Genomic DNA, 17757 nt, shown 5'->3' with positions numbered 1-17757 from the left:
ATAAACTCTGTCTTTCATTGCATCTTAGACTGTGATTCCGTCTTTGATGTCATTGAGGAGTTTGAGCATATTCTTCAGCTTTTTTGGATCTGTTTCGTTGCGGAATTTTGGATCGCCGTATTTCTTAATAATGGCAGTTTGGAATTCTGCTTTCTTTTCATTGGGCAGAGGTGTAAGTACGGCCATAATTTCATCAATTACTTCTTGAGCTTTTGCGGTATCAGTTACAGAATTCAAACCCTCTGCTTCTTTATTAAGTTGATCTTCAAAATTACCGATTTCTTCTTTCGTTCTGATCCGTCCTGTTTGTGCCTTTGCAATTGCATCTTTCCAATGCTTATAGTTTGGCATTTCAATTTCATCACCAATATTAAATGTCTTAGTTCTGTCCTTTTCAACCTTTCCGTAAGACTTTCCATCTTTAATATATGTATTTACTACAACATCGAAATCAAATTTGCTTCCAGCAGGAAGATTGGGTTTTACTCCAATTTTCACACTTACGGCATTTCCTTGAGAGTCGGTTCGGTTCTCTTTTTCATCTGTTTGTTCTGCTACATATGATAAATTCTTACCTTGTTTAACATAAGTGAGAAGACGAGCAAAGAATCTATCATAATGAAGGCCCATGACTCCATATTCTTTAAAAGAGAGCCCTTCGCCTTCGAGCAATCTTCCTCCTTTTCTCGCTCTTTGCTCAACCACCTTAAGTGAGGCATGTTTCATATTCTCATGAAAACGCGTGGCGCTATCGATATTAATCGTTTCTACCTCTCCAAACAGTTCGTCATCGTTTTCCAGGTCGTCAAGATCTTCGTTTAACTCTTTAAAAACAAGAGTGTTTGATTCAACGAGAATGTTATCGTTATACTCATCATAGAATTTTGTACCGCCATCACTATCAAATAGTGCTTGTTTTGGGAAAGAAAGACCCGTTGGAGTCTTCCCTGTTGCGCTCTCTCCATACCACAAAAATGTTACACCTTCACGTTTATTCTCTCGTTTTTGCAATGCCATTAATTAATCATTCTCCTTTTATAGTATTCATGTATTTTTGAAAAATTGTATCAAACAATCTTTGTCTTACCACTGAAATTCTTCTTTTTTGTCAAAGGGGTCTTCACTGTTTGTAGATTTACTAGATGTAGAACTAGCCCATGGATCTTCGGTTGAAAACTCGGCTGCCTTAAAGAAATCATCTTCTTTATAAACCTTTGGTGTGTGTTCTAGAACATTTGTAATTTGAAGTTCGGAAATTCTATTGCTGATAACATTCTGCTGTCCTGCCGGAATTTCTCCACCCCAATCAAATGTTTGTACGGGCGCTTCGACCAGCACAACTCCGTTAACGATGATTCCTTGAACCTTTAGAATATCGCCAAACTTAGTCTTCTTAAAAATGTTTTGACCAAGAGCTTCGTGTTTAACCAAATCAATTGTGAATGTAATATCATACCAATCTTTTTTGAATGTAATCAAACGACCTGTAACATAAAGTTTCTTTGCATCTTTATCAAGATTGTGACCTACAACAACGAATTCTTGTTCAAAAGAAGCAACCTCTTTATAGTTTTCTTTCTCAAAATCAATTGGTTCTTTTGCGAGCCAAATTTTCTTTACGTTATATTTAACAGTCGTTTTTGATTCTCCGTTTGACTCATATGTATCAATATCGAACTCACCATTAATAACTACAGAATCATCATTTCCATACTCATCTGCAATTTTTTCAACAGCATCATATGCAAAGTAATTTTTGATTGTTTGTTTCCCCTGTTCACCATCACCAACTCCTACAATCCCGAATCCCATAACGCCAGCACCATCTGGCAATTCAGATTTGTGTGCATAGTCAATTTCAAAATGCTCTTTGTTCCCCCGCCCCTTGAATTTAATAACTTTTGCGGCTTTCTCAGGAATCATTCCAAATTGATTAAGTTGATAAATTTGGTTTGTAGGGGATGTCTTAACACCAAGACTGATACTTCGATAAGGTTTATTACTTTCTTTTGTACTTCCCTTCCGATATGAATTTTCTTGAGTCTTATCAAATCCTACAATTTTACCTTCGATTTTTACCGATCCGCGTGTCTGTTGAAGTTCTGTTGTCATTAATTAATTATCTCCCTTTTATGAATTTTATTTTTAGTTTAACTAGTTTATATTCTCTATTTACTAATCAAACTCCAGGGAGGACTTCTTGATTCATACTTGATCCATACCACCACCTTCATAGAATATAGTATCTATAACCTCACTTACGTAAAGCTATATATTTAACATGCAGTTTCGCATGGTATTTTAAATACTCCCTGCAGGACTTGAACCTGCGACCGCCGAGATATAAGCTCGGAACTCTAACCGTGCTGAGTTAAGGGAGCAAAGTTATACGGATGATGGGACTCGAACCCATAAGTCATTTTTGACGGTGAATTTTAAGTTCACTATGTTTGCCATTTCATCACACCCGCAAGTTAATAATTTATTGATAAAAGTATTCTTTGATCAAATCTTTCTTCTCTCTTAATATATCTTATAATTATTTATTTGTAAATAGTTATTTTTAGTTTAATGGCAGATGATATTGTTTTTATCCACCATTAAACTGTCTACTACAAATATAAAAGACATTCCATAAACCAGGATGTTGGTCTCTTTTTATGTATCAAGTATAGTTGTTTGGGGTCTCCATTAAAATTTGACAACATCAATTCATTTAAGGGTTGTTGAAAGAGCCTTTCTAGAGCCTTCTTTTTGCTTTTTTTATAGTTACTTAAAAAATCTTCATAATTATTATACTTATTTTTATCAAGAAGATCGTATCTTAAATTTATCAGCTCAAATTCAAGTTCTCTCCTACTTTTAATTGATGCCCCCTGCAAAAATACTTCTGCCTCTTGTTTGGGGCAAAGAAAAAGTAACAGATTCCAGAATTCAATTGCTTTTTCACTTACATCACAAAGTTCTGACAATCTTTGTATTTTCATTTTCTTACTGTCTCCTCTATGAAGTTGTTAGTTACCGATCTATTATTATCAGATAACTAATCATAGTTTACGTTGTTAGGAATCTTTTTACAATAACAATACAATGCCACCGAAATATTGTTGACATCAAACCAAAACTGGTAAGTCATGTAATAATTTGTCGAATTACATCGAATCAACACTTTAAGATCCTATTTCTTTTTAGAAAAATAGTTCTTTATTGAATCAATTTTTGATTTAGCTATTGTAACAAATACATTCTCTGTTTTAATAACGTTGAAAATTATTTTTCTGTCATTATAATCTATTGTCACATCATTAGAGAGATTGGCAAGTCTGCCTCTATCACTTATTATAAAGTCTTCCTTTTGAGACATTAGTTCAACAAAATAGTCATTATTATATTTAATCATGTATTCTTTTCCATCAATGGCCGTGATGATGGTTTCAGTATTGCCTTTGATTTTTTGTGGTTCGCTTTTTAAGATTTGATGGTCATATAGCCATTGAGGCTTGTCATGAATTTTTTTCCCCTCTTTGAGAACTACAATGATCCTGTCACCCATTATGTACACTCCCTCCCAGAAAACCGTTCCCACTCAATCAAATAATTAAGTGGGCTAATTCTCCTGAAAGCTTATTTTTCCCTATAGTTAAACTATTATTTCAATTCACTAGGGATTTCTTCTGCATGGAACAATGCCCAGCTTGCCGGAGTAATTCCAGCTACGGCAATAAGGGTAAGTACCGACCCAAGAATAGCAGCAAATTTAAGATTAAATTTTTTCATTATTTATCACCTCCTCTCAAGCGTATCAAGGTAAGCGATTGTGCGAAGAAAGCTACTGATAGAATTTCATTAGAAAACAATGAACCAATAAATATCAGCGTTAGCGCCGCATATTTAAGTTTATCATAGTCTTTCTCTTTAATTCTGGAACTTTTTTTTATATTAAATGGAGCAAACAAAGCTACTAAAATTAAACTTGCTATTTGAAATAGATACCATTGATCCTTTAAAAAACTCATATTAGATATCCCTACTACTAGTACAGTAGAAAATATAATACATAATTCTGCAGAAGCGATGTGATATCCTCCACTCAACAAACGTAAACTAATGAAACCAATCATTGCAATTAAAGTATTAATAATGTTGTTTGTTGTAAATCCAATCAATAAAATCAATAGAATTGGTGTTAGATTTGTAATCAAAAACTTTATTGAATATCGCATGATCTCTATTGAAGGAACAGCATCCCCATATTTTCCTTTTAACGTCCCACTTAATTTCATAGAAACATTATTAATCAAACTCATTGCTCATCTCCTTGCTCACCCCTAGATAGATTAAAACCGCAAAACACATGCCCCAGAAGAAAGTTCCTACATAGAGAGATAAATTGAATGCAATCCCCATAACAATAACTGCTGAAATTGAAGTTAGTAAAATTGCGATATTGAGCGAAGTAAGTTTAAATTTAAGTACGTATCTGGTGGGAACAAAGGTAAAACCAAATGTTCTTTTCTTTATTAGGAGGCTTATCAACAAAAGTATTGAATCCGTAAAAAATTGAAAAGAATATCTCAGCCAATCAGTTCTCATGATTTCATCAAGTGACAATCCAGAAATTAAAGTTGTCGCACCTTGGATTGTTAACAGGGTTGCGAAGCTTAGAGCGGAAATTAGAAGAGCATGTAAAGGAGATACCTTAAAAAGAACTATAAAAAAACAAGTTAAAGCGATCAAATTTAATACTAGAGAAATATTTGAGAATAGGCTACTATTGTGATAAAAGTACGTTGCAATCGAAATCAAAATAACTGTTAGTATCGTTTCTTTTTCTAAACCTTTAAAGTCAATCCTAAAAATACTAAATGCATAAGCAAAGATCACAAATCCCTCAAAAGTTGAAAACAATATGTATATCAATGCATTTAACAAAACTCTAGCCTCCTCTTTAAACTAAAAATAACTATCTAATGAATTTAATAATAACACGTTTTTCGTAAGAGTCAACACTTTTATTTTGATTATCTGCAATAAAAAAAGAAGTGAGTTTTATCAACCCACTTCCCATTAATAACTACAATTAATCTTTCGGATATATTGAATTTATTGTTTCGATATTCAAGAATTCCTTTGTGACCCTAGTTGTAATTCGTGTGGCAACCCCAAACTTAAGACATACGGCAGTAATCTCTTCACGCTCAAATTTTCCGTTAGCGATTAATAAATCATTGGCATATTTAATCATGCCTGAGTTTCGGATATTTATGGGGGTTAAGTAGGGATATCCAAACCACTCCGAAGTTGCCTTGATCCTACTCCACACTACGGGCCCACGAATTGCATCGTTGTACTTTAAGTTTGACCTTATAGCCCTAAAAACATATGGAGAGTCATTCAATTTTCCTGTTCCAGCTCTTCCCGTATAGTTGCCGTTATTCTTATCGTAATTTTCTTGTAGGGCAGCTCTTTTCAACAGTGCCTTCAGTTGATCAGATATTTCAACTTGTCTAGATACAAGAACTCCATCCTTTGTTTCTTCCCTTACTACAATATGATTTTCCTCATCTTTAATATCGCCTTTAAGCATATTCCTGATCTCGCTATACTCTCTCCCCATTATGCCTTCAAAAATACATAGGATTAGGCCAGAGTCTTGAGGATTAGCCATACGACCTATGATAGACATAATCTCATCATTTGAAAACAAATACTGATTAGTTGAATCCACAAAGCTTTTCACAAACTCGTCCGTCATCGTTACAGTTAAAGGATTTATATTGTCATCTCGCAGATCATTTTTTATTGCCCAATCAATATACCCTTTTATTGTGGATAGACCAATTTTTGATGCAGATATTGATGTGGGAGCTAATAATTTCATGACTTGGCTTATTTCGTAGAGATTGAAATTAAGTAAATCTTTATTCAATTGTTCTTCAATATTTGAAGCTCGTTTAAGGACACGGGAATAACTGTCGTATGTAGACTTTTGCAAACCTTTAAGATACCTTTCTTTATTTTCCTCATTAAAGAAACTTTCATCATATATTCTATTCGACATTTGAGCTACCTCCACCAACAAGTGATTTAAAATAGTTTAAAATCCTTTTTCTTAGCACTGGAGAATTAATCCCTCTACGCGAATCAGTAAATATTTCAGTCAACTCACTATTTGTTAAGTCTAATGTTGCTACATAATCTTTAATTTCTTTTAACTTTATGTCTGCTTCTTGAAAGTGCTTTGCAATTACAGTATAACCAATAAACATAAGTGGATGATTAATAAAAGTGTCTTTATACTTAGATGGATTTTCGATAAATTCATCAACGAAACTTCCCAATAAATAGTCGTAGAAATTAATTAGATACTCCGCAGTCTCTCTGGCTTCTAACTTATTTGTTGGATTAAAAACATTGTCTACAGCGTAAGACATCAAATCGAACGTTGTTAGCTGTTTTGCAGCAGTGGTTATGTTAGATGCAGATGCGATCTTCCCTTTTAACTCAGACTTTAACTGTAAATCACGTACAACTAGATCTGATGGTTGATCAGATAATAATTCTTTTCTTCTTTCAATTTTGACAGGGTTAATAGTATTAATCTGCCCAAAATATCTTTGTGCGGTTTGAGTATCATATGATCTAATGGATAGGATCATTGTCTGTTTAAGTTCAGGGTTGATCGTCATAGCTCTTACTCCACCCTGTAGGCGATGAAAACCGTCAAGAATACTTATTATTGCTCCATCATTTATTGTGAGCAGTTTAGTTTTATGATTAAAGGTTATAGGATCAATTTCATCAGAGTATACATTTAGGGTAATCATATCCTCTAGATATGTTTCGTTAACCATGCTGTTTGCAATATTCTCAACACTTTTTTTGTTAATATCGGGAACAGGTACTACCCCATCTTTTCTTTTTACCCACTTTGCACTGCGTTGAGTATCAAAGTCATAAATGATGAGTTGACTATGGAACAACTGCACCAAAAATGACATATCTATTTTTGTTATGTAGCTTGCATCACCTAAAAAAGTTACCTCTTCGATTACCAACGGCAACATTATCCTATTTTCGTCTTTAAACAGATTAATCGTTTGTTTCCTTGCAGTATTAATCTCATTGTCTGTAAACCATACAGATGGGTCAATATCTCCATATCCAGTGGTTGTATGCAGAGCCTCGGTTACGAGGCATAGCAATGAACTCGGTAGACTCACCAAAGTTCTCTCACCTTTAACAATCTCATTGTATGTTCCGAGTGGCACGCCATACTCTTGTAATATTTTGTTAACCTGATTTGTTTTTTTACGAGATGGCTTAATTTCTCGCGTTCTTTCAGCTATGCTTAATTCCAACTCTTCACGATCCTTTAACATCTCTTCACCATCCCTTTGTATCCTCTAATTATTTTTAATTATAACATAAAATAAAAATAAAATTTAAAACAACAAACTTTAGTTGATTCTTCCATTAAAAATATTCAAAATGCTCTTCTGATTTGAGCTGGTAAGGATAAGTCTTTGACAAATGTTTTCAAGTGAATTTTTATCGATATTTTTTAGTTGATTTATAATTCGTTGTCGCAGTGCTTTGTAGCAACTGTCACAATAAATCTCACTTTCATCATGAGGAGTGAATTGTCTGTAGCAATTGTGCTCTGCACATATTTTGTCTTTAATCTTAACTGCTTGACCATAGGGCTTATATCCCGCTTTACGCATAGCTTGTGTCCAGGATAAGCTCATTGACTCAATAGAACTTCTGGTAGGCTTAATATTCAATCCCCTATATTCATCATTTGTGGGTATATATCCAAGATCTTTGATGGATTCTTTAAGTTGTTTTATGAGCTCTTCTTCAGTTAAATAGGTGTTAGCAAGACGGACATTAGATGCCTTTGCGAGATCTTCCCAACCATAATTCTTTGTAATATAAGACGAATTAGGAACTAATTTCTGACTATCGTAAAGAGTTTTAGTGAGTTCTCCAAACTCTAAATTAACTAATTTCATATTACTAATTGCTTTAATACGATTTTCTTTAATCCCAAACTCCTCTTGGGTGAGGACATCGCAATTTTTTAAAACCTCTTCAAATCCTATCCCTCTAAGTTTTGCCTTTAACGTTTTCCAAGTTGGTAAATCTCCTCGATTTTCATTGAACAGATCAATCGTAAGATAACCGCCAGAATTATTTGCAATATTTTGTATTTTTTTTATTAATTCTAGATCCAACTTCATATTTCCTCCTCTCCCTATCTCACTTTTCAGAAGAATAGAAGTATCCATCCCCTCTACCAGTACTAATTATCCCCTTTTCTTTATTAAGATAAACTTCAGATCTGCATTTTGTACATGTTGTTCTTGGCATTTTATAATCAAGTTGTGTTGTATAAATAGTATTACAATTCTTACAATCAACTTTAGCAATAATTCTCACTTTCCCCTGCTCGTATGCATTAACTAATTCTTTATTTACTAATATAGTTTGTCTAACAGGTTCTATTTCTATTCTTTGTACAGATAAGATGTTATGTACTTTAAAATCTGCGACTAATCCAGGATTCAATCCGAAATACTCTCTTCCTATTGTTGTTATAAATCTTTCATCTTTTTCGTAACATTTTAACCACTCGTCAATTTGAACAGGCGATAAGTTGATCGTATTTTTTATGCCACTATTGAGTGTATATGTCATAGTGTAAAATTTTGTATCCACATTTCACCTCCTCTCTTAATTTACTTTTAGTAAGATTGATTTGCAAGTTATTTTTAACGTACTAATTGGGGTTGACAAAAATAAAAATAACATAATACAAAAAGAGACTTATACATATAAGAATTCAATATGTATCAAGTCTCTAATAACAAGCTATTAAATTTCGAAAAATGCCAATTTTATATTCTATAAGAATCAGTGTATTCAATTATCGGATCTTCATCCATTAGTGACAATACCTCATGTGAAACATCCATATCAGCTAATTTAATGCGGAGCTTTTCTTTTAATCTCACCATTGTAGATTCTATATCTTCTTCACGACAGGCTGTAGCGAATCCAATACAAAAGTTTCCGTTAAACCCAATGATATCTCCATATTTTTCAAAAAAATCTTTCTTCTTTCTCTTAACTTTTTTCCACCGAGTTTGATCGTCTATAGGCCCTGATCTAGGTATTTCAATTTGGATCGAATCGTCATTTTCCAAGATAATCCTATGTTTTTGGACATACGAATAGAATTTCGTGTCAGTTACTTGAATTGATACTTCATAAAGAAAATCCATCATAATTCACACTCCAGATCAAAATATTATCAAAAGCTCTCTTAAAATTATCGTTGTTTATAATGATGTCATTCCAATGATTTTAATCTCTTTGTCAGGTAATGATTCTAACTCACATAATATTTCTTTAATTTCTTCACGAGCATTTTTTTCATCTGAGGGGTCTGATTCGATATCAATAATTCTGGAGTACTTTTCTAATAAAATGCTTCCTGTCCCTGCAAGTTTATTTTTAGCATATTCAACTCTCACTTTCATATTATGTTCCTCCTTCTCATGTAATTTCACCTCATAAAATAGTCCTTTTACTGAATTCTATGTCAAACGAATAAGGTTGTCTGTAACTTTCATTTCTCCTAATATCTCGACATCTGTAATGCTTACCCCTCTGCCTCCAAGCAACCTGCGTCCTTTTAAGGCTCTTAAGTGATATAAGCATCCCTCTGTCAACTTTATGTTACAACGCACCTTACACTGCCACACAAAGCGCTCTTTTTTATCATTTTCAAACGTGTAGGCATAAACATCTGCACTTCTGAAGTATCTATCAAAGTAGTCTAAACCGTAAACTTCTTCAATCAATTTTCCTATAATGTCAACTTTATCTTCCAACAAAAATCACCTCTGCTAAATAAATAAATACGTCAAAAATGGAACGCTTAACATAGCACTAAATAGAATCTTTTTTGTAATGATCTAGGGCCTTAATTAATTCATCTGCTCCATATTCATTCACTGCTGATCCCAAGTGAATAAGAAAACTTATAGATTTGCCAACATTGTTGGCCTTTCCTGAATCTAATATACTTTTAGTTAGGAATAGTAATTGACACTCTCTATCAACTAACCCCCAATGTTTAAACGCTAATTCTTGTAGTCGCCTCTCCTCGGAAACAACATCTTGCTTTTCTAATCTTTGAAGAATTAAATCGAGTTTCTGAGAATCATTCATAATGAACCCCCAAAACGAGAATTTTCTTAACATCGTTCATTCCCATTATACATATAAACCAGTATTTTTAAGTATATAAAAATAATTAATAAAAATAGTTATTTTTAATTCATAACTTTTTTACTTTATGAACCCAGTTTAATTTGGTATCGAAAATTCTATAATTAGAATAAAGAAAATTCGTGAGCACTGTCGGGTCATCAGCATATAGTTTAGTTCTTTCCCACTTTTCAATCTTTGTTTTCTCATCGTACATTACACGCTTTTCTAGTACATACCTTTTCATTCTGCAAGTAACCTCTTCTAGATGCTATTTTACTCTTTTCAATAAGCAATAATCTGTTAAAATAAAGTAGATACCTTAAATATGTACATAAATAACTCCCTAGCTCAATTAGGGAGCTTTTGCTATGTTTAAAAATTGAGACGATTTTCGTTCCACCTTATTTAGATTTTATATCTTAGACTCGCTTATGTCAATACCATTTATATTTGTTGTTAAATTGGAGGAAGTGTAAATGGCTTGGATCGAAATCAAATTAGATAATATTCTTGAATCGAGGAATATCTCAAACAGAGAATTTGCAAGAAGAATAAAAATCAGACCAGGGACAATAAACGATTTATGTAATAATGAAACAAAACACTTACCCCTTGATTTAGCCGCTAAGATTTGTGATGATTTGGAGATTGAAATTGCTGATCTCCTTAAATTCCATAAAACTGACAAAAAAGAAGAGGAATAACTCCCTCTTCTTTTCGCGTTAAATCAAATATTCATCTAATCCCAAACTGATCATCAGCGCGCGATCTAGTTCCGAATGATAATTTTGCGGAAGCGTGAACAGTTTATATTTTAGATTCGATTTAGGTACGGTAATATGTTGTTCAAACTGTATGATGCTGTCCTTCGCTACCCCAGTGTCAGCCGCAGACATATGTACATGAGTTGGGAGTTTAGATTTAGTAGCGCTACTTGTAACTGGTGATACAACTACAACCGATGAATATTTGTTTCCAGTGTCGTTACTAATAACCACTGCTGGCCTTGTCCCTCTCTGCACTGATCCATTCGATTCTCCTAGGTCTACCAAAAACATATCATATCTTCGAATAATTTCATTTTTAACATCCATTTCTGCAACACTCATAGTTCCTTCCTCCTGTTTTCATCCAATTTTATATGTACGGCGATAATTCCATCCTCGCCAATCCTTTTATTTCTTATACATATAATTATACTTATTTTATCAGTGTTCTCAAGCGAACAAACGTTCTATTGATGTATTTATTTTTAGTTTTGTCAACTCTTTTTCGGGACCATCTAATTTTAACTGCTGCTAGGAGAATATACCCTTGACATTTTGGATATATATGTTATTAACGACTATTAGGAGGGTACATATGACAATTACAAGACAAGATAACTGGAGTGCAGATGATGATCTGACTTTAGCTAAAACCACAATTGAATATATAAAGACCGGGAAAACGCAACTTGAAGCATTTGAGGTGACCGGGAAGCAGTTGAACCGCACTCCTGCAGCTTGTGGCTTTCGCTGGAATAGCTTTCTCAGAAAACAGTATGCAGATGCTGTATCAGATGCTAAGACCATTAGAATGGAACTTAAGGGCAGACAAGCATCGTCTTCACATCGTGATATTGATTTAGGGAATACTGATATTAATATTGACTCTGTATTAAAATATTTAGTTTTAATTAAACAAGAATTAAATAACTTAAACAGAGAAAACAAAGATCTTCGCGAAAAACTTTCCTCTGCTAACACTCTAACAGATAATGATGTACAAAAAATGTTTAAAGTTTTGCAGCAAGTAATTAAAACGCAAGAAAACGAAAAAGAGATGCCTACGGGTTAATACCCAGGCATCTCTTTTCTTATGATAAAATTCGTATTTCATGTGATTATCTATCGTAAATAACCACTGCTTCTAATCGAATTTTATCAATAAATTGCTCATTGAATTCGTAAGTAGCGGCGTTAAAATGGATTCTTTGATCAATATCATACTTAATTTGAAAACCTTCAGTGTTTATAGCATTCCACTCGTTTTCATCTTGAACTATTATAAGGACATCGATATCGCTATCTGGTTTTGCAGTTCCCTTTACTTGAGATCCGAATAGTAAAATTTGTTCGATACTCAAATATCTTTTTAACAACTCATCACTGAACAATTTTACAGATCGCAATACATCTGGAGCAACTTCAGTTTTCATTAATATTCACTCACTTTAAAATGTATTTTCATTCTCGATTGTGATTTGTTGATTATCTAATTTTCGCTTGATTGTTTTTATCTTTGAATCTAGCCAATCGGGTTTATACACTTTTTCAAGTTCGTTTTTTGCAATATCTATAGCATTTAGTACTATCTCTATCTCCAAAGTATCCAGCCGATTTTTGTCCACTACTAAGCCCCCTTAGTTCAAAATGAAATCTACATTTTATTTGCTCTTCTTTTACGTGTAGCACGAATTATTCTGAATGCAGTTTCCTCGCTAAAATCACAAAACCCATCGGGCCAGTTAGTAATAACAGCATAGTCGTTAATCTCTATATTTTTTCCATCGAATTGCAATCTTACATCTTGAGTAGATAATTTCTCTTCTGCTAAATACACTCGCACCCAACTGACTATATTCTCTGTAGAAACATTATAAACCTGATCATCTTTAAAGGTCAGCCAGCTTTCTAACCATTCTTCTGCGTCATAGTCTGGGATTGGTGTTCCTTCCTTGCAATAATTTATCGTTATCATAAGATTCTCCCTCCTATAAATATGGAATTGCTTGCTTAAGAAACTGTATGTACAAAACATCATTCTCTACTTTTGCACCAAAGAAACCTTCATTGTCTTTAGAAACCTGAAACTGTACAATCTCCTGTGTCATCTCTAACGTCATCTCACCCTTGAAACATGGGATGTCTACAATTGACCCAATCGGGATCTCGTAGCTCTTACAATTGATATCAACACGTTCTAAGATTGTCTTAACCGGATCGCTTAGATACTGCCAATCATTATCTACTTTTTTCATCATTCACCCTGTTCTCTAATAATATTTTCGTTCTCAACTGCAACTTGTTGTGTATCCAACTTATGCTTAATTTCTGCAAGCTTCTTTTCAAGCCAATTCTCACTATAAACTTTCAAAAGTTTCTCCTTAGAAAAATCTAAGGCATTCAAAATAATCTCTATTTCTAAAGTATCGAGGCTTGATTTGTTCATTGCTATACTCCTTTCAATCACAGAAAGTTATAATCCGATAAAACTTGCATTTGATTATCTCTTACTTCCTAATGGTCTTCCAAAGGTTTCAAGAAACGCTTCTTCAGCTTTTTCACGAACAAACTTATTGCTTCCATTCATATTGAGTTGAAGAATGTACCAATCAAAATTACAATATGGATATTCATCTATATTAATTCCATTTCGATCATCTATCTTCATACAGACCTTATAGATTGCCTTTTGCTCATCGGCTTTATATTGCTTATTAAATATATGACTTTTAACTCTTGCCTTTGTCGTAAAAGAATGTCCGCGATAAATAGCTTTGAGTTCATCTATAACAAAATCACAGTGATTATCATCGATCTTATAATTTGTAAGTATCACATAAAATCCTGCCCCATACATAATCTTATTGATATCTTCATAGCAGGTAATCCTTACAATACTAGCCAAGCCATCATTGTAATCCGTCTTTACTTTTTGAAGAGTGTTAAGATACATTGCAAATTCTGATTTAATCTGGTCGCCTAAATCTTTCATTTCAGACATCATACCAATAATATCATATTGTACTTTTGACATATTTAACTACTCCTCAAACTTGATAAAAGATGCCTTTTAACGGATCGTTACAACCGATCTAAGCCCTCCACCTTTAATGCTTACCCCATATCCGCCAATGAGTTGAACAGTACTATATAAGTCTTCTGCAATCTGTTTGTAGTTGTCGCCATAATGAAAAGCATCAAGAGCAACTTCTTTGTTCGTATGTAGTTCCTGAAGCAGTGTAATCATTACTGGGATACTATTATTTGTTGTAGCCATCATTACGCCTCCAGTGTTTTTGCATATTCTTCAACAACAGCTTTATCCTTATCCTCACAAAGCCACACGCCACTATCTTTTTTATCCGTTATGTAATATACATCGCCAAGCGTCCAATGTAGCATTTGATATCCATTAACAATATTCACATCACTATGCATTATAAAGCCCCGCCCTTTCTTGCATTTTCGAAATTCGCACTAAGATATTTGCCGCACTCCCTCAAAGACATCACATTCTTTTTGAGCTGCAAGTTTACTGTCGAATTTCAAAGCTTGACTGAGTTCGGTTGTATACTCCTCAGAAAGTGAATTGATTACCTTTTTCAGATACTCTCCCTGCATATTAACAATAACCCACTGTTCCATTGATATCCTCTTTCTGTATCTATCACGTATTTTGATAAAACATTCCTTTGATCAAATACTAATCAATATATTCTATAGAATAAAAGTACTCCAATCTGGTGTTGCATCTGTGCCTATTAATTCGTTGTCTATCTTGCCATCCCTGGCATATTGATGAGCCTGTAACATCGGTAATTCGCTCTTTTATTGAAGTATGGATAATCATATTTAAATCGTGACCTCCGTTTACACATTCCCAGCAGATGCAATTAATATTAAAGTGAGGATAAAAATCTAAATTAATATCTCTTTGGTCGGTAGTGTTGGTTAACCTTCCAGTTTCAGAATCATAGAATTTAAACTGTGACTTTATTGATAAAACTTCAGGGTAATCTTCTCGAATAGATGCCATCTATAAGTCACTCCTTTTTATCAGATAGAAAAACCATCGCACCTACGTCCCCTTAGGTGTAATAATAACTTTAACTGGAATTCCATCGAACTCTCTACTCAAATCGTTTTCTATGCCATATGGATTAGCCACGCGCGCTTCAGGATCATACACAAAGCAAACCAACATCTGACAATCGGGATGGCTCTGGTATCTTTGAATATCAATCAGAAGTTGTTCACCAATTTCTCTTGCAGACAACCCTCTTCTAGTCTTTTTGATTTCTATAATAATCTTTTCTTTTTTTAGTAAAAAATCCACCCTTGAACTGCTTCCTGCATAACTTGGCGTCCATTCTTCTGGTCTTACATCGTCAAAATCAAGTAAAAGTAACGCATGAAATAAATCCTGAACATCGTATTCATCCTCGATTTCAAGAGTTGGTCTATCACTGTGTCTAGCTCTCAACTGCCTGGCTATAATATGAAATCTATAGCAAAGTTTAAGAATTAAATCATAAGAAGTTGTCTCTGCAACTGTAGGAGTAGAAATACTTAATCCATAATCATTAATTTCTTGTATAAATGATTGCAGGAGAACTAACGCATTATTTAATCCATCTGAGTAGGCATTGTCATGTGTTGATACAGCAGTACTTCGGCCATAATAAAATACATGGTAACTAATGCCCAAGAATTCTTGTGAGTGTCGTGTTTCATTGCCAAACACTTTCGTTATTAAAATTTCAGTGTCTCTTTGCCACTTATTGAATTCAGGAGCTGAAGCTCGTTTAGGGAGGCCTCTCAGACTTTCAATCTTCAATATTTGCTCTCCTAATTTCTCTATTGCTTGACCTTGTTCCATAGTTTTATCCTCGATTCAAGAAGTTATTATTCTATGTAAAATAGCCATTTCATTGAGTATTACAAAATCTATAATCCTTCGCTAATTTAAAACTCAAAACGGTCTCTTGGTAGTTTCACTTCTCCATTTTCACCATTCCAGCCAAGAGTAAAGACTGTACTTTGGTGGCGTTCTACAGGATGTCCGTAATCAGTCGTATGGATGTTAAGCAAAACCCACCCTTCACCAATATAATCATTAGCCTTTTCTACAAAAGTTGTTTCAAATAAGGAAATGATTTTTTCTAAATTTCTGTTATCTTTCTCCACATCGACCACTCCATTTCAAGTTTGTAAGCTTCATGCTATCCAGCGGCTTGTATTTCATCAAGCATCTTTCTAACTTTATCCAGATGCTCCTCGCTCATAATCCTGCCTCCAGTATTCAACATCAAGAAATATCTTAACTTTTGTTCTCTATCTAAGTTATGGGTTTCAGCTACATTAACAGTATATCTTTTAAAATGAAGCTGATCTTTTGGTGATAGATCTTTAAAGTATCAAAAGAATATGATGGATCAGGAATAAGAAACAATCTGTCTTCCAATTTTTTTAAGTCTCTCATATGGTTTTCTTGTTGCAATTTTTCCTCGTTGACTTCTGTTTTCTTTTTTGCCATCTATGTATCATCCTCCCCTATAAATAGTCATGAAACAGTCATTTAATCAATTTAGTCTTTTTAATTACACAGCAGGTTTTTAGTTTATTGACTGAAATGTCTATATTAGCTATCTCATCGTTCACCTTCTCCTGTATGTTCAAAATAGATTTAATTGAGCCATCACTATTACCAAGTAGAGAATAAAAGTGTTTAAGAGGAAGTGATTGATTGAGTTTAGAACTGGGAAAAACAATTACATTTACCATGCCAGGTTGCGACGATGACTCTTGAAACTCTTTCCTTTGGGCATCTAATCGAAATACTCTCATACTCCCATCTTCTGATTCTCCTCCAATTGCCAATCCAAACTTCTTACCATTATGTAATAAAAGTTCATTGGCCTTAAACCAAGCCAATACCTCTATGTCACTTACCAACATTTCATTTTTATTAATTAATCGTTCAATCATTTTTGAATTTTCAATAAAATCAACAGCTAACTTTACATTTCCAACTATTGAGTAAAAAAATTGTGGCACTGGAGTAGCAATTTTTTCTGCTTGCTCATTTAGAATTTGGCCGTATTCTCCATTTGGTAGAGTTTCAATAGCTCTTCTATCAGCCATAACAGTAATAAAGTCATAACCAACAACTACAGATACAAAACTCATTCGATGCACTCCCTATAAAATAGTTATTTCTTTAAATTGTCATCTATTAGCTTTCTCCAATTGATGTACTGCCCTAGATTCTCAAATGATTCCAGGTCTATGACACGCCGTGTAAATGGAGGTTCTGATGCTAAAGACTTTAGTCGCTTTAATACATTCGAATAAATTTCGGGAGAATCCTCATCCTTAAAAACCCCCATTTCAAAAGCTTTACCAACGTATCTATAATCTTTCTTAAATCCTCTTCTGACATTCCTGGATTGTATAAAATAATATTCTCCTCTAATCTGAATAGAATCTATAAACACCCTAATCCAACCAGTAACTTCATTGTACAAATATGGATACTTGTATATCTTATATAATTCTCTTTTACAACCGTCACCAATTTCCTTATCCCAAATTACTTTGTCAATTATCGTATCGGTTTCCTTTTTGAATGCTGATCTGCTAATTCGATACACAGGAATTTCAAAAATTTGATGATTTCCTCTCATATTCGCCTCGTCAAAAAGTT

The 17757-nt window shown here is 33.7% G+C and carries 33 protein-coding genes and 2 tRNA genes; 2 read left to right on the top strand and 33 right to left on the bottom strand.

The window, feature by feature from the left end; translation table 11 throughout:
• Positions 1-24 precede the first annotated feature (24 nt).
• The 17 genes from MHH78_RS17575 to MHH78_RS17495 all read right to left on the bottom strand — a co-directional run bounded on the left by MHH78_RS17575 (position 25) and on the right by MHH78_RS17495 (position 10242).
• A complete protein-coding gene (locus tag MHH78_RS17575; protein ID WP_341168205.1) occupies positions 25-1017 on the bottom strand; it encodes an AAA family ATPase in 993 nt (330 codons plus the stop codon).
• Positions 1018-1083: 66 nt separating this feature from the next.
• Positions 1084-2112, bottom strand: a complete 1029-nt coding sequence (locus MHH78_RS17570; protein ID WP_341168204.1) for a hypothetical protein — start codon at positions 2110-2112, stop codon at positions 1084-1086.
• Positions 2113-2306: 194 nt separating this feature from the next.
• Positions 2307-2381, bottom strand: a tRNA-Ile gene (locus MHH78_RS17565).
• 7 nt (positions 2382-2388) lie between these two features.
• Positions 2389-2471, bottom strand: a tRNA-Leu gene (locus MHH78_RS17560).
• Between the two features lie 141 nt (positions 2472-2612).
• Positions 2613-2987, bottom strand: a complete 375-nt coding sequence (locus MHH78_RS17555; protein WP_341168203.1) for a hypothetical protein — start codon at positions 2985-2987, stop codon at positions 2613-2615.
• Positions 2988-3178: 191 nt separating this feature from the next.
• Complete coding sequence (locus MHH78_RS17550) at positions 3179-3553, bottom strand: hypothetical protein (protein ID WP_341168202.1); 375 nt, start codon at positions 3551-3553, stop codon at positions 3179-3181.
• A 95-nt stretch (positions 3554-3648) separates the two neighbouring features.
• Positions 3649-3777: a cyclic lactone autoinducer peptide gene (locus MHH78_RS17545; protein WP_341168201.1), complete on the bottom strand. Its 129-nt coding sequence runs from the start codon at positions 3775-3777 to the stop codon at positions 3649-3651.
• Positions 3777-4307, bottom strand: a complete 531-nt coding sequence (locus MHH78_RS17540) for an accessory gene regulator B family protein (protein WP_341168200.1) — start codon at positions 4305-4307, stop codon at positions 3777-3779. Before MHH78_RS17540 ends, MHH78_RS17545 begins: the two co-directional genes overlap by 1 nt.
• The gene (locus MHH78_RS17535; protein ID WP_341168199.1) at positions 4294-4932 is read right to left on the bottom strand and encodes a hypothetical protein; all 639 of its coding nucleotides are present in this window, start codon (positions 4930-4932) and stop codon (positions 4294-4296) included. Before MHH78_RS17535 ends, MHH78_RS17540 begins: the two co-directional genes overlap by 14 nt.
• Positions 4933-5080: 148 nt before the next feature.
• On the bottom strand, positions 5081-6061 hold the full coding sequence (locus MHH78_RS17530; protein ID WP_341168198.1) for a phage lytic cycle repressor MrpR family protein: 981 nt from the start codon (positions 6059-6061) through the stop codon (positions 5081-5083).
• Positions 6051-7382, bottom strand: coding sequence for a DNA sulfur modification protein DndB (locus MHH78_RS17525; RefSeq protein WP_341168197.1), 1332 nt, complete (start codon positions 7380-7382; stop codon positions 6051-6053). The genes MHH78_RS17530 and MHH78_RS17525 overlap by 11 nt, the downstream gene beginning before the upstream one ends.
• 78 nt (positions 7383-7460) lie before the next feature.
• The gene (locus MHH78_RS17520) at positions 7461-8240 is read right to left on the bottom strand and encodes a hypothetical protein (protein ID WP_341168196.1); all 780 of its coding nucleotides are present in this window, start codon (positions 8238-8240) and stop codon (positions 7461-7463) included.
• 25 nt (positions 8241-8265) lie between these two features.
• Positions 8266-8724, bottom strand: coding sequence for a hypothetical protein (locus tag MHH78_RS17515; protein WP_341168195.1), 459 nt, complete (start codon positions 8722-8724; stop codon positions 8266-8268).
• A 179-nt stretch (positions 8725-8903) separates the two neighbouring features.
• Positions 8904-9293 carry a hypothetical protein gene (locus MHH78_RS17510; RefSeq protein ID WP_341168194.1) on the bottom strand — a complete coding sequence of 130 codons (390 nt, stop codon included), beginning with the start codon at positions 9291-9293 and terminating at the stop codon, positions 8904-8906.
• Between the two features lie 54 nt (positions 9294-9347).
• Positions 9348-9548 (bottom strand): hypothetical protein, encoded by a 201-nt coding sequence (locus MHH78_RS17505; RefSeq protein ID WP_341168193.1) that lies wholly within the window; start codon positions 9546-9548, stop codon positions 9348-9350.
• A 57-nt stretch (positions 9549-9605) separates the two neighbouring features.
• Complete coding sequence (locus MHH78_RS17500) at positions 9606-9902, bottom strand: hypothetical protein (RefSeq protein ID WP_341168192.1); 297 nt, start codon at positions 9900-9902, stop codon at positions 9606-9608.
• A 58-nt stretch (positions 9903-9960) separates the two neighbouring features.
• A complete protein-coding gene (locus tag MHH78_RS17495) occupies positions 9961-10242 on the bottom strand; it encodes a hypothetical protein (protein WP_341168191.1) in 282 nt (93 codons plus the stop codon).
• 518 nt (positions 10243-10760) lie between these two features.
• Here MHH78_RS17495 and MHH78_RS17490 point away from each other — a divergent pair.
• Positions 10761-10988, top strand: coding sequence for a helix-turn-helix domain-containing protein (locus MHH78_RS17490; RefSeq protein WP_341168190.1), 228 nt, complete (start codon positions 10761-10763; stop codon positions 10986-10988).
• Positions 10989-11006: 18 nt separating this feature from the next.
• Here MHH78_RS17490 and MHH78_RS17485 read toward each other — a convergent pair whose 3' ends face one another.
• A complete protein-coding gene (locus MHH78_RS17485) occupies positions 11007-11393 on the bottom strand; it encodes a type II toxin-antitoxin system PemK/MazF family toxin (RefSeq protein WP_445668050.1) in 387 nt (128 codons plus the stop codon).
• A gap of 253 nt (positions 11394-11646) precedes the next feature.
• Here MHH78_RS17485 and MHH78_RS17480 point away from each other — a divergent pair, with 253 nt between their 5' ends.
• The gene (locus tag MHH78_RS17480; RefSeq protein WP_341168189.1) at positions 11647-12123 is read left to right on the top strand and encodes an RsfA family transcriptional regulator; all 477 of its coding nucleotides are present in this window, start codon (positions 11647-11649) and stop codon (positions 12121-12123) included.
• 46 nt (positions 12124-12169) lie between these two features.
• On the opposite strand, the gene MHH78_RS17475 is transcribed toward MHH78_RS17480, so the two are convergent.
• From MHH78_RS17475 to MHH78_RS17405, 15 genes are all read right to left on the bottom strand, one after another.
• Entirely contained in the window at positions 12170-12484 is a 315-nt protein-coding gene (locus MHH78_RS17475) for a nucleotidyltransferase family protein (RefSeq protein ID WP_341168188.1), read from the bottom strand.
• Positions 12485-12499: 15 nt separating this feature from the next.
• Positions 12500-12676 carry a hypothetical protein gene (locus MHH78_RS17470; protein WP_341168187.1) on the bottom strand — a complete coding sequence of 59 codons (177 nt, stop codon included), beginning with the start codon at positions 12674-12676 and terminating at the stop codon, positions 12500-12502.
• Positions 12677-12705: 29 nt separating this feature from the next.
• Positions 12706-13026 (bottom strand): hypothetical protein, encoded by a 321-nt coding sequence (locus tag MHH78_RS17465; RefSeq protein ID WP_341168186.1) that lies wholly within the window; start codon positions 13024-13026, stop codon positions 12706-12708.
• Between the two features lie 13 nt (positions 13027-13039).
• Entirely contained in the window at positions 13040-13309 is a 270-nt protein-coding gene (locus tag MHH78_RS17460) for a hypothetical protein (RefSeq protein WP_341168185.1), read from the bottom strand.
• Positions 13306-13497, bottom strand: coding sequence for a hypothetical protein (locus MHH78_RS17455; RefSeq protein WP_341168184.1), 192 nt, complete (start codon positions 13495-13497; stop codon positions 13306-13308). The genes MHH78_RS17460 and MHH78_RS17455 overlap by 4 nt, the downstream gene beginning before the upstream one ends.
• 54 nt (positions 13498-13551) lie before the next feature.
• The gene (locus MHH78_RS17450) at positions 13552-14085 is read right to left on the bottom strand and encodes a hypothetical protein (RefSeq protein ID WP_341168183.1); all 534 of its coding nucleotides are present in this window, start codon (positions 14083-14085) and stop codon (positions 13552-13554) included.
• A gap of 36 nt (positions 14086-14121) precedes the next feature.
• Positions 14122-14328, bottom strand: a complete 207-nt coding sequence (locus tag MHH78_RS17445) for a hypothetical protein (RefSeq protein WP_341168182.1) — start codon at positions 14326-14328, stop codon at positions 14122-14124.
• A 2-nt stretch (positions 14329-14330) separates the two neighbouring features.
• Complete coding sequence (locus MHH78_RS17440; protein ID WP_341168181.1) at positions 14331-14489, bottom strand: hypothetical protein; 159 nt, start codon at positions 14487-14489, stop codon at positions 14331-14333.
• 39 nt (positions 14490-14528) lie between these two features.
• Complete coding sequence (locus MHH78_RS17435; protein ID WP_341168180.1) at positions 14529-14696, bottom strand: hypothetical protein; 168 nt, start codon at positions 14694-14696, stop codon at positions 14529-14531.
• A gap of 58 nt (positions 14697-14754) precedes the next feature.
• The gene (locus tag MHH78_RS17430; RefSeq protein WP_341168179.1) at positions 14755-15087 is read right to left on the bottom strand and encodes a hypothetical protein; all 333 of its coding nucleotides are present in this window, start codon (positions 15085-15087) and stop codon (positions 14755-14757) included.
• 42 nt (positions 15088-15129) lie between these two features.
• Entirely contained in the window at positions 15130-15930 is an 801-nt protein-coding gene (locus MHH78_RS17425) for a PD-(D/E)XK nuclease domain-containing protein (protein ID WP_341168178.1), read from the bottom strand.
• A gap of 86 nt (positions 15931-16016) precedes the next feature.
• Entirely contained in the window at positions 16017-16238 is a 222-nt protein-coding gene (locus MHH78_RS17420) for a hypothetical protein (RefSeq protein WP_341168177.1), read from the bottom strand.
• Positions 16239-16407: 169 nt separating this feature from the next.
• Complete coding sequence (locus tag MHH78_RS17415; RefSeq protein ID WP_341168176.1) at positions 16408-16587, bottom strand: hypothetical protein; 180 nt, start codon at positions 16585-16587, stop codon at positions 16408-16410.
• A gap of 38 nt (positions 16588-16625) precedes the next feature.
• On the bottom strand, positions 16626-17240 hold the full coding sequence (locus MHH78_RS17410; RefSeq protein ID WP_341168175.1) for a hypothetical protein: 615 nt from the start codon (positions 17238-17240) through the stop codon (positions 16626-16628).
• Positions 17241-17263: 23 nt separating this feature from the next.
• Positions 17264-17737 carry a hypothetical protein gene (locus tag MHH78_RS17405; RefSeq protein WP_341168174.1) on the bottom strand — a complete coding sequence of 158 codons (474 nt, stop codon included), beginning with the start codon at positions 17735-17737 and terminating at the stop codon, positions 17264-17266.
• Positions 17738-17757 lie beyond the last annotated feature (20 nt).

The organism is Paenibacillus sp. FSL H3-0333, from assembly GCF_038002805.1.
GTDB lineage: Bacteria > Bacillota > Bacilli > Paenibacillales > Paenibacillaceae > Paenibacillus_AQ > Paenibacillus_AQ silagei.
Note: the sequence above shows the minus strand (reverse complement) of the source record. Positions and strands in the feature narration are given on the sequence as shown.

Coding starts and splice junctions, on each gene's coding strand:
- MHH78_RS17450 (WP_341168183.1), bottom strand. CDS start 14,085: ATGTCAAAAGTACAATATGATATTATTGGTATGATGTCTGAAATGAAA.
- MHH78_RS17410 (WP_341168175.1), bottom strand. CDS start 17,240: ATGAGTTTTGTATCTGTAGTTGTTGGTTATGACTTTATTACTGTTATG.
- MHH78_RS17455 (WP_341168184.1), bottom strand. CDS start 13,497: ATGAACAAATCAAGCCTCGATACTTTAGAAATAGAGATTATTTTGAAT.
- MHH78_RS17545 (WP_341168201.1), bottom strand. CDS start 3,777: ATGAAAAAATTTAATCTTAAATTTGCTGCTATTCTTGGGTCGGTACTT.
- MHH78_RS17505 (WP_341168193.1), bottom strand. CDS start 9,548: ATGAAAGTGAGAGTTGAATATGCTAAAAATAAACTTGCAGGGACAGGA.
- MHH78_RS17550 (WP_341168202.1), bottom strand. CDS start 3,553: ATGGGTGACAGGATCATTGTAGTTCTCAAAGAGGGGAAAAAAATTCAT.
- MHH78_RS17540 (WP_341168200.1), bottom strand. CDS start 4,307: ATGAGTTTGATTAATAATGTTTCTATGAAATTAAGTGGGACGTTAAAA.
- MHH78_RS17430 (WP_341168179.1), bottom strand. CDS start 15,087: ATGGCATCTATTCGAGAAGATTACCCTGAAGTTTTATCAATAAAGTCA.
- MHH78_RS17525 (WP_341168197.1), bottom strand. CDS start 7,382: ATGTTAAAGGATCGTGAAGAGTTGGAATTAAGCATAGCTGAAAGAACG.
- MHH78_RS17465 (WP_341168186.1), bottom strand. CDS start 13,026: ATGATAACGATAAATTATTGCAAGGAAGGAACACCAATCCCAGACTAT.
- MHH78_RS17485 (WP_445668050.1), bottom strand. CDS start 11,393: ATGAGTGTTGCAGAAATGGATGTTAAAAATGAAATTATTCGAAGATAT.
- MHH78_RS17415 (WP_341168176.1), bottom strand. CDS start 16,587: ATGGCAAAAAAGAAAACAGAAGTCAACGAGGAAAAATTGCAACAAGAA.
- MHH78_RS17490 (WP_341168190.1), top strand. CDS start 10,761: ATGGCTTGGATCGAAATCAAATTAGATAATATTCTTGAATCGAGGAAT.
- MHH78_RS17440 (WP_341168181.1), bottom strand. CDS start 14,489: ATGCATAGTGATGTGAATATTGTTAATGGATATCAAATGCTACATTGG.
- MHH78_RS17495 (WP_341168191.1), bottom strand. CDS start 10,242: ATGAATGATTCTCAGAAACTCGATTTAATTCTTCAAAGATTAGAAAAG.
- MHH78_RS17425 (WP_341168178.1), bottom strand. CDS start 15,930: ATGGAACAAGGTCAAGCAATAGAGAAATTAGGAGAGCAAATATTGAAG.
- MHH78_RS17445 (WP_341168182.1), bottom strand. CDS start 14,328: ATGGCTACAACAAATAATAGTATCCCAGTAATGATTACACTGCTTCAG.
- MHH78_RS17435 (WP_341168180.1), bottom strand. CDS start 14,696: ATGGAACAGTGGGTTATTGTTAATATGCAGGGAGAGTATCTGAAAAAG.
- MHH78_RS17475 (WP_341168188.1), bottom strand. CDS start 12,484: ATGAAAACTGAAGTTGCTCCAGATGTATTGCGATCTGTAAAATTGTTC.
- MHH78_RS17530 (WP_341168198.1), bottom strand. CDS start 6,061: ATGTCGAATAGAATATATGATGAAAGTTTCTTTAATGAGGAAAATAAA.
- MHH78_RS17510 (WP_341168194.1), bottom strand. CDS start 9,293: ATGATGGATTTTCTTTATGAAGTATCAATTCAAGTAACTGACACGAAA.
- MHH78_RS17570 (WP_341168204.1), bottom strand. CDS start 2,112: ATGACAACAGAACTTCAACAGACACGCGGATCGGTAAAAATCGAAGGT.
- MHH78_RS17460 (WP_341168185.1), bottom strand. CDS start 13,309: ATGATGAAAAAAGTAGATAATGATTGGCAGTATCTAAGCGATCCGGTT.
- MHH78_RS17480 (WP_341168189.1), top strand. CDS start 11,647: ATGACAATTACAAGACAAGATAACTGGAGTGCAGATGATGATCTGACT.
- MHH78_RS17575 (WP_341168205.1), bottom strand. CDS start 1,017: ATGGCATTGCAAAAACGAGAGAATAAACGTGAAGGTGTAACATTTTTG.
- MHH78_RS17405 (WP_341168174.1), bottom strand. CDS start 17,737: ATGAGAGGAAATCATCAAATTTTTGAAATTCCTGTGTATCGAATTAGC.
- MHH78_RS17555 (WP_341168203.1), bottom strand. CDS start 2,987: ATGAAAATACAAAGATTGTCAGAACTTTGTGATGTAAGTGAAAAAGCA.